The following is a 13,877-nucleotide window of genomic DNA, read 5'->3' on the forward strand; positions in this document are numbered from 1 at the left end:
CCAACCCTCCACGCATCGGCATGTCCGCAAAAAATCTTCATCCACGAACCTGGACCATCCTCCTGCTGCTCGTCGTCTGTCTTCCCCGCCTGACCATTGACGCCTACCTGCCATCGCTTCCCGCCATGGCAGATGCACTGCATGCATCCGACGCACAGCTACAGCTCACACTGACCTTGTACATGGCCGGTTACGCGGTTTCCATGCTGGTCTGCGGCCCGCTGTGCGACCGCATCGGCCGCAGGCCAGTACTCCTATGGGGCACCCTGTTATATCTGTTTGCCACACTGGTCTGCGCAACGGCCAGCAGCGCCGGGACCATCATCATCGCCAGGATGTTCCAGGCCCTGGGCGGCTGCAGCGGCACCGTAGCCGGACGCGTGATCGTGCGCGACCAGTTTGACCAGCGCACGCAGGCCGCCATGCTAAGCAGGATTTCCATGGGCATGGCGCTTTCACCCATAGTCGCTCCGCTGGCCGGTAGCCTGATCGACGCCGCACTCGGGTGGCGCTGGGTCTTCATCGGACTGGGGTTGCTGGCCACCGTGTCGCTCGCCATGACCGGATTGCTGCTGCCTGAAACCCGCCCTGTCCAAGCCTCAGCCAATATCCTGAGCACCTACCGTCGTTTGCTCAGCGATCGCTATTTTTTGCGCTACGCGTTGGCGATCAGCTTTGTGTACTGCACCTATTTCCCGTTTGTCGCCGAATCGTCGGTCCTCCTGCAAAGGACCATGCACCTGTCGGCCACCGGTTACGCCCTGGTATTTGGCTTGACTGTCACCGGATACGTTGGCGGCTCCCATGGTTTCCGGCGCCTGTCCGCCAGCCATCCGGCAGATCGCCTGATCTCCGGGGCCGTCCTGCTGAACATCGCGGGAGCCGTCATGCTGATGAGTGCAACGACGCTCTTCCGGGATTCGATAACCGCCATCGTCCTGCCATTCATCGTCATCATGCTGTCGGTAGGCGTCGCCATTCCGGCATGCCAGTTCCGCGTGCTGCAGCCTTATGCCAGCATCACCGGGTCGGCATCCGGCCTGTTCTTCTTCATACAGATGGCGCTGACAGCGATATGCAGCCTGGTCACCAGCCGCCTGTCCGACGGCAGTGCGGCACCGATGGTGTACGTCACATTGGGTAGCAGCCTGGCATTTGGCGCCGTATGGCTGGGTGCGGGCAAGGCCGCCGTCAAAATCCCGTCTACCAGCTAAAGATGGTCAGCACCTCACCAGCAGCCAGCCGATGAAAGCCGATTTCACATGGCTGGCCGCGAGGCCAGTCAGCGCAGAGCATCTCTTCCGTCACGAAATGCAGGCGCTGCGCTGAAAGATCGACGGACAGCAAACGCAAGGCCGAAAAATCAAGCACCCGGCCAACGGCCTGCGCGAGCGCCTTGTAGAAACTCTCCTTGGCGGAAAAGACCAGCGCCAGGGCCAGCGGATATGCCAGCTCATTCACACCAGCCAGCACGGCATGCTCCGCAGGTTGCAGCACCAGTTGCTCGACGCTGTGGATGGCGTCAGGCGCAATCGCCTGCTCGATATCGATTCCCAGGCCACGGCAGCGATGCGCTGGCAACACCGCCGCCGCCGCAACCCTATCGGTATGGGTAATCGTCCCTTTCACGGCGGCGGGGAAAATCGGCTCTCTCATGGCGCCTATCCCGACTTCGACGGCAGCATATCCCTGCTCCCGCAGCGCCAGCGCAGCAGCCAGCCGGCCAAAGAAGAATTCCGCCTGACGCTTTTTTACGCTGCGCTGGATCGAAACCGGCATGACGATAGCAGCATCAGCGAATGCCGACGGATCAAACGCAGCCAGGTCATAGCGCAGCATCTGCACATTGCAGTCGCCGGCTGCGGAATGCAGGCGTAGCTGCATATGCCCCCTGCCGAAGGTTGATACTGTTTTCAAATTTCTGCCCGCCTCATTCGTCTATCCGGCATGATCCCATTACTTGAACCCCTGTTTCAGGGAGAGATGCGCAGCTACGGCGAGTCGCTGTCTCACGCGCCCACATTTCCAGCAACCGCCATACCGCTGGCGCAGTTGCTGGCCGAGCCGGATTTGCTCACAACCCAGCTACGCGCAGCCGCTGACAATTTCGGCGTACACGACCTGCGCCCTGCCGCCTCGGCCTGGAGTAACCGCTATCTGGCCGCCTTGCTACCGCCGCTCGTGGCGGCGGCCACGTTGCTGCATCATCGTTTTCCCGCTGGCGAAATGGCCGTGAGCCTGGCGCCTCATGGCGAGGTGGCCGGATTCCACATTCGCGAGCTGGGCGAGTCACTGCCTGGCACAAACGCGGTACAGCGCTACGATACACTATTGCGCGGCCATTTGACTCCGTTCTTCGCCGAGTTGAACCGCCAGTCCGGCCTGGCACAGAAGATCATGTGGGGGAACACGGTGCGTTGGCTGACGTTCCTGTTCGACGCGATGCAAAGCTTCGGCGAACCCCATGCTGGCGCCGCAAACAGCGACCGCGCGCAACTGCTGGATCATGCCCAATGGCGCGGCGAAGCAAATCCGCTGCATATGCGCCGCAAGCGCGCCTCACCCAAGCCTGGCGAACAGGCCGCTGCAGACGGCCTGGTTACACTGCACAGCCAATGCTGCCTATACCATCTCCTGCCCGGCCAGGACTATTGCGGCGCCTGTCCGCTCGATCCGGTTCGTATGCAGTAGACGTTCAATGGTATGCATCAGCAGCGCTTCCTGCGGAGCATCCCGCAAATAAAAATGGCCGCCGTCGAACCAGTGCAGGCTGAAACTGGCCTGCGTTTCATGGTGCCAGGCCGCCATCTGCTGCGGCGTATTATGGTCACTCCGGCCTGCAAACACATGCAGCGGCAGCGCCAGCGGCTGGCGCCGCGCATCATGCTGGAAGCTGGCGCAGACCTGATAGTCCGCCCGCATCACGGGCAATACCATCTGCATCAACTCTTCGCTGGCAAACGCTTCTTCCGGTGTGCCGCCCTGCTTGCGCATTTCGGCAATCAACGCACCATCACGCAGATCACCGACGACCGGATTGCGGCAGGTTGGTGCGGCCGATGCAGACACCAGCAGCGCACAAGGCGCTCTGCCCGCAACCGATAGGCTGAGGCGCTGTGCCAGTCCATAGGCCAGCAGACCGCCCATGCTATGACCAAACAGTGCGTAACGTCCGGGCGGCAGCGCGAGATAATCACTAGCCAGCTGCGTCACCATGGCGTCGTAATCCGATACGAGCGGCTGGCTGCCAAGATGGCCGCGTCCTGGCAGCTCCATCGGCAGCACCGTCAGCCAGTCCGGCAGCAGGCGTTTCCATCGGTGATACATGGCGGCGCTGCCGCCGGCATTCGGCAGACAAAGCAAAGTCAGTGGTGCTGAAGTCATGCCGCCTGCGCTGGACGTTGCGGCACGGTGTCCTCGCTGAGCTGACCGTTTTCCATGCGTATCAGGCGGTCTGCCACGTGGAAGTAGCGGTCATCATGCGAGATCACCAGAATAGTCTTGCCTTGCGCCTTCAGCTCCGCCAGCACTTCAAGATAGAACACATTCTTGAAGACCGGGTCCTGGTCCGCAGCCCATTCATCAAACACCAGGAATGGGCGATTCTCCAGACAGGCCACAACCAGCGCCAGACGCTTGCGCTGCCCTTGCGACAAGGCCTGTGTGGTGAACGCGCCATTGCGCACCTGTACCTTGTGCTGCAGATGCAGACGCTCGATCAGGCGATTGCCCCGTGCATCCAGGTCGGCGCCAGCCTCGCCACCGTGCAGCAGGCGGTCAAACAGATGGAAGTCGGAGAATACCGTGCTGAATAACTGGCGATACTGGTCGCGGCTGGCGTCATCGACACCCTGGTTATTCAGGACTATCTGGCCGCGTTCCGGCGGATACAGGCCGACCAGCAGCTTGGCCAGCGTAGTCTTGCCGCTGCCGTTGCCGCCGACCAGAAATACCACCTCTCCCGGCTTGAAAGTAAAGCTGACCGGTCCCAGTGCAAAGAAATCATCACTCTGCTCGTGATAATAGCGGTGTTCAACGTGATCGAGCACGAGCTGCTGCAGTGGCTGGGCCTGGGCGCTGCTGACAGCCTGCTCCGAGTCGCTCATGCCGGCCGTAATTTCATCGATGCGCGTGGCCGAGGCCTTGGCCAGATTGGCGCGCGGTATATTCAGCAGCAGCACCTCCAGCGGCGTGACCATGTACACGAATACCAGCGCAAAGCCGGTCATGATGCGGGTCTGGTTTGATGCATCCCCCAACAGCACAAACAACACCAGACCGATGAATGCATAAATCAGGAAGTTCGCCCAGCTGGCCGAAATCACGAAAATCGACATGCCTAGCGCACGTTCGCTGCGCACCGTTTCGATCGAGGCACCCAGCACCTGCTCGCGGAACACCTTGCGCTTGCCGAAATGCAGGCGCAATTCCTTGGCGCCGTCGGTCAGGGAGCGGAAATGGCCGAACAAACGATCCTGTTCTTCCGCACCACGGTCAAGATGGCGAATCGCGCGCAGGTTGGCGAGGTGATAGCCGAAGGAGCCCAGGCCGATCAACGCCACCGCAAACAGGAAGATTTTCCACGACAGCAGCAGCATATACACCAGGCAGCCCAGCACCACCACGGCGTTGCTCAGAATCGCCGGGAAGGTCACAAAAAACGCCGCCACATTGGCGCTATGCTCCGACAGGGCCGATTGCACGCGCGCTGAACCGATCGATTCGAGGTTGCGGTAGTCAGCGGCGATCACTCGCCCGCTCACATAGCGCCGCAGCTCCGCATGCGCATGCTGGCTCAGACGCTCGAACAGCACGGAGGCGACGATATGGGTCAGCATCAAGCCCAGGGCCAGCAAGGCAAAAGTGACCGCCATGCCGGAACGCGCCTCGGCACTGGCACTCAGCGCTTCGCTGATCAGGGCGATCAACGCAACGCCGCAAATACCGTGCGCCACACTGCCGGCGGCGGCGGCCAGCAGCAGGCCCCGCGATTGTTGAATCAGAAAACGCAGCATAAATATCCTTGGTTACGGTGTAAGTACGGTACGTGAGACGGTGGCGGCGCGCACCTCCGCATCGTGGAAGGGGAAGGCGCGCCAACGCTTGGCGGCATAGTCCTGCAGGCCGGCGTTGCGCGTCACGTTATCCAGTCCGGTTTCGCTCTGGCCATGTGCCAGCAGGGTTTCCGCAACTGCGCCCCGCTCGTTGAAGCGCACCAGCTGCAAATAGCTGTTGCCGATGAAATCCTCGGTCAACCCCTTGCTGCCCAATAGCCGGCAGGCCACCGTGAAGTAGCCGCCCTGATGACAGCCGCCGTACAAGGCCACATGGTCCTTGCCTTCACCCGCAAACAGGTCCCGGCCAAGGGGCGTGTCGAGCGGCTGTCCCGCTGCCTGCATGGCCAGGACGGCTGCACCCAGGCTCTGTGCCATGCGCGCATCGTCGGCGCGGATTTGCGCTGGTGTTTCGAGCGGACGCGCGGGATCAAAAGGAACGCTGAAGCGCTCCTCATCCGGTATGCGCTCCACGCGCGCCCAGAACTGCTCCCACAACAGCGCACCACGGTCCTGGGCGTTGGCGCTATCCGGCCAGGCGCGCAACACCGCGCACGCTTCATCCAGTGGGACCTTGCGAACGGTGTCGAAGGTCTTGCGTGTTTCAGTATCGCGGGTCACCTCCACTTCGCCACGCTGACAAATCGCCTGCAACAACGGCTGCTTGTACTGCTGCGCCGCCAGTGAGCGGGCGTCCAGTCCCTGCTCGCCCAGGCTATGCATTACATCGGCCGGCGCCAACGGCGCACGCGCCAGCAAGCTGGCAGCGATGCGGTGTCCGGCCTTGCTGCGCAGCGAAGGCTCTTCGCGCTCGCCGCCCAACAGGCGTGCATAGCCCTCCAGCGGCTGCGCCGGATTGGTCAGCCAATAACTGTCGTTCATATTCGCTACGTAGTCGCTGCGGAACAGGCCTGGCAGACGTGCAGCAGGCATGGCGCCCGCCTGGGCCGCGCTGGCGCCGTTCAGCCAGTCACATTCGCCCCGGCTGCCATCCAGCACCGGTGTACTGGCATCGAGGCCGGCAAATGCCGTCGATACCGGCGTGGCGCAACGGGCGCGAAGATCATCCGGGGCGTTCGGCACCGCGCCGATATCGCCATACCAGACGCGCGCATCGTCACGCCCAATGGCGATCGTGTTCACCCATGGAATACTGGCCTCGCGCTTTTGAATCGCCACAAATTCATCCAGCGAGCGCGCCTGGTTCCAGTAGAAGAAAGTGCGAAAGGCGCGGAAGTTTTCTCCGTTGATGTCGCGCATCGCCAGGGCCTTCTGTTCGCTCCACGCCAGCTGCGGCGCGCGCGCACCCAGGTCAACCACGGGGCCGAACTGGCTGAAATACAGGGTGCGATTGACACTGCGCCCCTTGCCGTCAGCAGCACGCAGAGGAACGGTGACTGTACGCGTTTGCATCGCCTCCACCTGCTGATCGACGCGATAGCTGGTAGCACCGGACAGGGTCAGATCGAACAAGCCAAAACGCCGTGCTTCCGACACCGTGTGGCTCCACGCCACATGGTCATTAAAACCGAGCATCACAACCGGCACGCCAAGGAAGGAAACACCTGCCACATTCAGCTTGCCAGGAATAGTCAGGTGCGCCTGGTAAAACCGGTCTGGCCCACGCCAGAACCAGTGCGGATTGCCAAACAGGACTGGCTCCGTCTTGCCACTGACATCCCCACCCAGCGCAATCGCATTGCTGCCGATGCCAGGCTGGTTGCCGATGGTTTGCGCCAGCAGTTCTCGCAGGGACGGCTGCTCCGTGCTGTCCGCCTGCTTGTTCGCGCCCGGTGGCGCCGCGTTGACAATGGCGGGAATAAATCGCGCGTAGCCAGCACTGAGCGTCGCTGCGTACATGCGGCGGTAAATATCGTCAGCGGTGACCTCCACCACCCAGGGTTCATTTGCGCAAGCCACCTTACCCAGCTTGCGCGCCAGTTTGACATAGCGGTTAAAGCCCGATGCAAAACCATCTACCAGCGCTTGCAGATCCGCAGGCTGCTCCTGCCGGTATTGTTGGATCAGCTCCGGCGTCAGGAAGCCGGCAAAGAATATATCCATTTCCAGATTGCTGGACCGCCCCATCATGGACTCATGCGCTGGACGGTTGGCCGCGCCCCAGTGCAGGCTGCGCCGGCCTTTGAACGTGGTGAAGGCTTCGCTCATGGTGCACAGCGCGTCCTCCGCCTGCACATAGCCATAGCCCTGCCCCAGGTCACGCCAGCTGGCAGCCTTGATATGCGGGATGCCATCGGCCGTGCGCCGGATCTCGATATTGCCCGCCTGGGCGGCGGCGCACGCCAGCATCGCCATCAACCCGAATTTCAACCGCCTCAACATGTCCCGCCCTTTCGAAGTTCGCTCACCCACCTGACGTTTCAGTGCGGCGTTTATTTAAACGCGCTGGATGCTAAACACTTTGGCGCGCGGATCGTCATGGGTGCAAGACCGTACAACGCCGGTTCCCCAAACCGATTAACAGGAATAACAGGACACACATCATGCACATCCATAATCTCATCGGCATCGGCTTCGGCCCATCCAACCTGGCGCTGGCCATTGCATTGCAGGAGCAAGGCCACTCGCCTGACGCGCTGTACCTGGAAAAACAGGCGCACTTTGCCTGGCATCCCGGCATGCTGCTGGATGGTACCCACATGCAGATTTCCTTCCTCAAGGACCTGGCGACCCTGCGCAATCCGGCGAGCCGCTACACCTTCCTGAATTATCTGCACCAGCAGCAGCGCCTGCCGGACTTCATCAATCTCAAGACATTCTACCCAAGCCGCTATGAGTTCAACGACTATCTGGCCTGGGCCGCGCGCCAGTTCGCAGCGCAAACCCGCTACGGCGAAGAAGTAACGGCGGTGCTGCCAGTACAGCAGGATGGCCGCGTGACGCACCTGACGGTCGTCTCACGCGACAGCCACGGAGAGCAGCATGAGCGCCTGGCGCGCAATATCGTGGTCAGCATCGGCGGCGCCGCGTCCATCCCCGAATGCTTTGCGCCGTTCCGCGACGATGCGCGCGTATTCCACTCCAGCGCCTACCTGGCCAGCATGAATAAACTGAAGGATGCGCGCCGCGTCGCCGTGATCGGCGCCGGGCAGAGTGCAGCCGAAATCTTCATGGACCTGCACGGCAAGGGCTGCCACGTCGATCTGGTGACGCGTGCACGCGCCATGAAACCCGCGGACGACAGCCCCTTTATCAACGAAATCTTCAACGCCGACTACACCGACTACGTCTTCAAGCAGCCGCCATCGGAGCGCGCCGCCCTGATCGAGGAACACCTGAACACCAACTACGCTGTCGCCGATACAGACCTGATCGAGCAGATCTTCCGTGTCTTCTACCAGCAAAAAGTACTGGGCCACCAGCACCACCAGTTCCTGCGCCGCCACGAAGTGGTGACGGTCAACGCGGAAGCCAGCGGCATCCAGCTGCAACTGAAGGACCAGGACAGCGGCACCACCTTCGCCAGCCGTTACGACGCGGTGATCCTGGCGACAGGCTATCGCCGCCAGCAGCATCAGAAACTGCTGTCAGCCCTGTCGCCATGGCTGGACAATATGGCAGTGGACCGCAACTACCAGTTGATCGCCGATGAGCGCTTCGCGCCACGCGTCTTCCTGCAAGGCAGCTGCGAAGCCTCGCACGGCCTGTCCGATACCCTGCTTTCCATCACCGCCATCCGCAGCCAGGAAATCGGCGCCGCCCTGCAAGCCGCCGCCTGATCCCCGCCGCCGCGAAAGCGGAATAACTTTTTCTTAAATTTCTGCCTCGCTGATTCGTCAGCGGGGTAGGACTACATGCGCCCGTTTCTTTTGAGCATGTACAGCTGCTTTTTATTATTATCAACCAGGCAAGTAAATATGCATATTGTTCTTCGTCACATCCCTCTCCGGCGCGGTGCGCTGGTCCTGCAACTGGCGCTGGCCAGTCTTTCCATGGGCGGCATGGCTCACGCCGAGCAAGCACCTGCATCCGTCGCCAAGGACGGCCAGACACTGGGCACGGTCACTGTCACTGCCGGCGCCACCGGCCCGACGGAAGGCAGCGGCTCCTACACCACCAGTGCCAGCACCAGCGCCACCGGCCTGAATCTGTCGATCCGCGATACGCCACAATCCGTGACCGTGATTACGCGCGAGCGACTGGATGACCAGGCGCTGCACACCGTCTTCGATGTGGTGAATAACACCACCGGTGTCTCGGCCAAGGAAATCGACAGTGTCCGCGCTTACTACTACGCGCGCGGCTTCCAGATCGACAAAATCCAGATGGACGGCATTCCTATGGTCGGCGGCAACGCAGGCGAGTCGCAGGCCGACACCGCGATTTATGACCGCGTTGAAGTGATCCGCGGCGCTACTGGCCTGATGAGCGGTACGGGTAATCCATCCGCTTCGATTAACCTGATCCGCAAGCATGCGGACAGCAAGGTCTTCACCGGCTCGGCAAGCCTGAGCGTGGGCTCCTGGGACAAGCGCAACGGCGTTATCGATCTGAGCTCGCCGCTGAATGCAGAAGGCACGGTACGCGGCCGCGTCGTCATCAGCGCAGAAGACAAGGACAACTTCATCCGGCTGGAAAACACCCGCAAGACCCTGGCCTATGGCGTGATCGACGCCGACCTGACGCCGGATACCCGCCTCAGTGTCGGCTTCAGCGAGCAGCGCGACCGTCACCGCGGCAACCAATGGGCAGGTCTGCCGATTTTCTACAGCGACTTCACGCGCACCGACTGGGACCGTTCGACCACCACCGCCGCCAGCTGGAACTTCTGGGATACCAAACAGCGCACCGCCTTCGCCACGCTGGAACACCGTTTCGCCAATCAATGGAAGCTGCAAGCTTCGTCCAACCAGCGCACCAACAGCGGTGACCAGCGCCTCAACTGGATGGATGGCGTGGTAGACCGCAACACCGGCCTGGGTCTGGAACCATGGATCATCGGCTATGGCGTCAGCGACAAGCAAAGCGACTTTGGACTGACCGCATCCGGCCCGTTCGAACTGGCTGGCCGCAAGCATGAACTGGCCGTTGGTATTCTGCACGGTGAACACAAGACCTTGTGGCTTTCCAGCGATGCCAGCGTGCTGCCGCCTATCGGCGACTTCCGCGCCTGGACCGGCGCTTATCCTGAACCCAACTGGTCGCCCTACCAGACCGGCAGCTTCAACCGCGATACGCAGACCAGCGCGTATGCCATGGCCCGCCTGCAGGCGACCGACGCCCTCAAATTCATCGTCGGCAGCCGTGTCACCAACTGGGAGCGCAAAGGCGACAAGGCATTGTGGACGGCGGAAGCCTTCAAGATCACCCACAACGGCGAGATCACGCCGTATGTCGGCGCGCTGTACGACCTGACGCCACAAACCACGCTTTACACCAGCTACACCACCATCTTCGATGCGCAGAACTATCGCGACAAGCGCGGCGTCTATGTCGATCCGCTCAAGGGCAAGGCATTTGAAGCCGGCGTCAAGGGCGAGCTGATTGACGGCAAGCTGAATACCTCGTTCGCCGTGTTCCACATCAAGCAGGACAACTTTGCCATCCCGGATGGCAACGAGGTCATTCCCAATACCCGCGAACAGGCTTACACCACCACCAGTGGCACCAAGACCAAGGGCTACGAGTTTGAGCTGAGCGGCGAACTGGCGCGCGGCTGGAGCGCAAGCCTGGGCTGGAGCCAGTTTAACAGCGAGGATGGCACCGGCAAGGACATCAACACCGCGCATCCGCACAAGATGCTGAAGGCTTACACCAAATATCGCCTGCCTGGCGAATGGAGCAAGCTGGCGATCGGCGGCGGCGTGAACTGGGAAGGCCGCAGCTATGCGGAAATCACCGATCCACGCAACGGCAAGACCGTACAGGTAGGTCAGGATTCCTATGCGGTGGCGAGCCTGATGGCGAACTACCAGTACAGCCCACAGCTGTCGCTGCAAGTGAATGTGAACAATCTGTTTGACAAGAAGTACTACGCCAACCAGATCGACACCTTCAAGAACATCACTTTTGGCGCGCCACGCAATGTGCTGGCGACGCTCAAGTACCAGTTCTGAGAATGAAGAAGGCCGGGTGCAATGCCCGGCATTCTTATCAGGCAGCCTTGCGCAGGCGGCCTGCCATCAGCGTCAGGCCCTGATGCAGCGCCGGGAATAGGCTGTAGTTGAAGTTATTCCAGCGCAGTTCCAGTATCGTGTCTTCGGGATCGATCTCCGTTTTAAGCACATCCACAATCACTTCGCCGGAGTCGATGCCGTTATCGACATAGTGGAATGAAGCGCCCGTCATCCGTAACGGCTCGACCGCGACTGTCTCTTTCGTCGTCCAGTCAACCACCTTCTCGCCGCGCGCGCCGTACAACGCGTCCAGCGTAGCCCAGGCGCCGCGCCGTTCGTAGGGCGACTCCAGACGGGTAATGCCTGGATGGATATTCACGATACGGCGATGATATGCCGCGCCGGGCCGCACCAGTTCATCCAGGATCACCAGCAGGCCGTCAAGCACCACCAGGTCGGCATCCAGCTCGTTCAGGCGTGCCAGCAGGCGTGCCTCGAAATCGCGCTTGCCTGCGATGTGCTCCGGTGTGCCTTTAGCGTGACGGCGATAGGTCGACGGGATCGGCTGCAGCAGATCATCCAGCGCGCGGCCCTGTACCGCCAGGCCTTGCGGATAGATCCACTTCTTGCCTTGCTCCCGGCGGAAGCCATAGCCGGCCAGTTTTTCACGGTCACGCGGAGAGTCGGCGTCATCATCATAGATGACGGCTTCCAGGCTGTAGGACAGGCCAAGACTGGTCTCGTTAAGCGCCTCGGTCAGATATTCGAGCGGCGATTTCATGTAGCGCTGCTGTTCCTTGTACTCGATGTACTGTCCCGCCTGATCGGCAGTGGCATTCCTCAACGAGCAGATATAGACGATTTTTGCCTTCGACATAGGGTATATGCGTTCAAGTTGGTTATTCGGGCCGGACTGCCGGACTTAGTAGCATGACGAGCGAGCACACAAAAAAGTTAGCTAAACAAACCGCCATGCGGATCGTCTATCAGACACTGTCATCACTTTTGTTTGTCATGCCGCTCAATCCCGACCTCGCATCTTTCCTGGAGCTGGTGCAAGCCGGCGATAGCCAGCCTATGCATCTGCAAACGCCGGCCGCCGCCCGCGCCAGCTATGACGAAGCAACACCCATGCTCGATGCGCCCGGCGCTGCATCGGTCGCCACGCAAGACCTGTCCCTGCCCTGCGCTGACGGTCACCAGGTCGGCGCGAGGCTGTACTCACCACCGTCGACGGACAGCCTGCCTTGCCTGCTGTTCTTCCATGGCGGCGGCTTCTGCATCGGCGGCCTTGACTCTCACGATGCGCTATGCCGTGATCTGGCAGAGCGCACGCCCTGCAAAGTGCTCGCGGTCGATTACCGGCTGGCGCCGGAACATAAATTCCCCGCTGCGTACAACGATGCCCGCGATGCCTGGCAATGGCTATGCAGGCACGCCGCCAGCCACGGAATTGACGCCGGACGTCTCGCCGTTGGCGGCGACAGCGCCGGTGGCACGCTGGCCACCACGCTCTGCATCGCCCTGAAAAACGCCGGTCAACGGCAACCGGCGCTGCAAGTGCTGCTCTATCCCTGCACCAGCAGCCAGCAAAACAGTCCGTCCCATGAGCGTCATGGCCAGGGTTATCTGCTGGAGGCGGAAACCCTGCAATGGATGTTTGCCCACTATCTGAATCACCCGCATGACCGCAATGACTGGCGTTTTGCGCCGCTGGCGGCACAGGATGTCTCGGGCCTGGCGTCAGCACACATCGTCCTGGCCGAATACGATCCCCTGCTGGATGAAGGCGTGGCCTATGGCGCCAAGCTGCACGACGCCGGCGTACCGGTAACGCAGAAGATTTACACCGGCATGGTGCATGACTTTGCGCGGCTGGGAAATATCGTTGACGACGCGGACACCCTGCGCGACGATCTGGCGCACATCTTATCTGGCGCCTTTGCCGGCGTAACAGCAAATGATTGAACTCCAGGCCGCGTCCCACGCAGAAGAGCGCAGTAAGCCTGTACTGAATCAGCACAACGCACACGACCGCGCGCTGTGGTTGCCGCAAGCGCAGCGGGTATTCCCATTGAGTTTCGAGATCAGCGGCGGACATCGTCATCCCGCGCGTCCTGCGCAACCTGTGGGCGTGGTGTACCAGCGCCACATCCCATGGCTGCAGCAGACACTGAGCTTTCGCGTAGCCGATATCGATGCCGACCTACCCCATTTTCACCGCTGGATGAACGATCCGTTTGTCGCCGAGTTTTGGGAGGAGGAAGGTAGCCTCGACTATCACCGCAGCTATCTGGAACGGCTAGGCGCGGACCCGCACAGCATTCCGCTCATCGCCTGCCTGGACGAAAGGCCGATCGGCTACTTCGAAGTATATTGGGCCAAGGAAGACCGCATCTCGCCGTTCTGCGACGCCACCGATTTTGACCGTGGCTGGCACGTGCTGATCGGCGAAGCGGATTGCCGCGGCAAGGCCTTTGTATCGGCGTGGCTGCCTTCGATTTCCCACTATCTGTTCCTGGACGATCACCGCACCCACCGGCTGGTGATTGAGCCGCGCTCGGACAACCAGCGCATGCGCCGCAATCTGCAGCGTTCCGGCTATTCCCTGCTGGGCGAATTCGACTTCCCGCACAAACGCGCCGTACTGGGCGCCCTGCCACGCCAGCGCTTCTTCGACGAACAATTCTGGTCCCCGCGATAAGCAAGTCGCCAGCGACCAAATAGGCTGGCCCCGCGCGGGGCC

At 61.2% G+C, this 13,877-nt stretch carries 11 protein-coding genes; 6 read left to right on the forward strand and 5 right to left on the reverse strand.

Annotated features, from left to right (window positions below; translation table 11 throughout):
* Positions 1–20: 20 nt before the first annotated feature.
* The gene (locus BUA36_RS06290) at positions 21–1,214 is read left to right on the forward strand and encodes a multidrug effflux MFS transporter (protein WP_072782425.1); all 1,194 of its coding nucleotides are present in this window, start codon (positions 21–23) and stop codon (positions 1,212–1,214) included.
* On the opposite strand, the gene BUA36_RS06295 is transcribed toward BUA36_RS06290, so the two are convergent.
* Positions 1,204–1,884 carry a 4'-phosphopantetheinyl transferase family protein gene (locus BUA36_RS06295; protein ID WP_084560024.1) on the reverse strand — a complete coding sequence of 227 codons (681 nt, stop codon included), beginning with the start codon at positions 1,882–1,884 and terminating at the stop codon, positions 1,204–1,206. The two genes, BUA36_RS06290 and BUA36_RS06295, sit on opposite strands and share 11 nt — an antisense overlap.
* Before the next feature lie 63 nt (positions 1,885–1,947).
* On the opposite strand from BUA36_RS06295, the gene fhuF reads away from it, so the two are divergent.
* A complete protein-coding gene (gene fhuF, locus BUA36_RS06300; protein ID WP_084560025.1) occupies positions 1,948–2,691 on the forward strand; it encodes a siderophore-iron reductase FhuF in 744 nt (247 codons plus the stop codon).
* On the opposite strand, the gene BUA36_RS06305 is transcribed toward fhuF, so the two are convergent.
* From BUA36_RS06305 to BUA36_RS06315, 3 genes are read right to left on the reverse strand one after another with little or no spacing between them, the layout of a single operon-like run.
* A complete protein-coding gene (locus tag BUA36_RS06305) occupies positions 2,623–3,384 on the reverse strand; it encodes a thioesterase II family protein (protein ID WP_072782429.1) in 762 nt (253 codons plus the stop codon). The genes fhuF and BUA36_RS06305 overlap by 69 nt on opposite strands.
* Positions 3,381–5,015: a cyclic peptide export ABC transporter gene (locus BUA36_RS06310; protein ID WP_072782431.1), complete on the reverse strand. Its 1,635-nt coding sequence runs from the start codon at positions 5,013–5,015 to the stop codon at positions 3,381–3,383. The genes BUA36_RS06305 and BUA36_RS06310 overlap by 4 nt, the downstream gene beginning before the upstream one ends.
* Before the next feature lie 12 nt (positions 5,016–5,027).
* The gene (locus tag BUA36_RS06315; protein ID WP_072782433.1) at positions 5,028–7,397 is read right to left on the reverse strand and encodes a penicillin acylase family protein; all 2,370 of its coding nucleotides are present in this window, start codon (positions 7,395–7,397) and stop codon (positions 5,028–5,030) included.
* 161 nt (positions 7,398–7,558) lie between these two features.
* Here BUA36_RS06315 and BUA36_RS06320 point away from each other — a divergent pair, with 161 nt between their 5' ends.
* Positions 7,559–8,794: a lysine N(6)-hydroxylase/L-ornithine N(5)-oxygenase family protein gene (locus tag BUA36_RS06320; RefSeq protein ID WP_072782435.1), complete on the forward strand. Its 1,236-nt coding sequence runs from the start codon at positions 7,559–7,561 to the stop codon at positions 8,792–8,794.
* A gap of 138 nt (positions 8,795–8,932) precedes the next feature.
* Positions 8,933–11,131 carry a TonB-dependent siderophore receptor gene (locus BUA36_RS06325; protein ID WP_072782438.1) on the forward strand — a complete coding sequence of 733 codons (2,199 nt, stop codon included), beginning with the start codon at positions 8,933–8,935 and terminating at the stop codon, positions 11,129–11,131.
* 37 nt (positions 11,132–11,168) lie between these two features.
* Here BUA36_RS06325 and BUA36_RS06330 read toward each other — a convergent pair whose 3' ends face one another.
* Positions 11,169–12,008 (reverse strand): formyltransferase family protein, encoded by an 840-nt coding sequence (locus BUA36_RS06330; RefSeq protein ID WP_072782441.1) that lies wholly within the window; start codon positions 12,006–12,008, stop codon positions 11,169–11,171.
* 137 nt (positions 12,009–12,145) lie between these two features.
* Here BUA36_RS06330 and BUA36_RS06335 point away from each other — a divergent pair, with 137 nt between their 5' ends.
* Together BUA36_RS06335 and BUA36_RS06340 are read left to right on the forward strand one after the other, a co-directional pair.
* Entirely contained in the window at positions 12,146–13,099 is a 954-nt protein-coding gene (locus BUA36_RS06335) for an alpha/beta hydrolase (protein WP_072782629.1), read from the forward strand.
* Positions 13,092–13,835, forward strand: a complete 744-nt coding sequence (locus BUA36_RS06340; protein WP_139260364.1) for a GNAT family N-acetyltransferase — start codon at positions 13,092–13,094, stop codon at positions 13,833–13,835. The genes BUA36_RS06335 and BUA36_RS06340 overlap by 8 nt, the downstream gene beginning before the upstream one ends.
* Positions 13,836–13,877 lie beyond the last annotated feature (42 nt).

It is taken from the genome of Duganella sacchari (assembly GCF_900143065.1).
Taxonomy (GTDB): Bacteria; Pseudomonadota; Gammaproteobacteria; order Burkholderiales; family Burkholderiaceae_D; genus Rugamonas; species Rugamonas sacchari.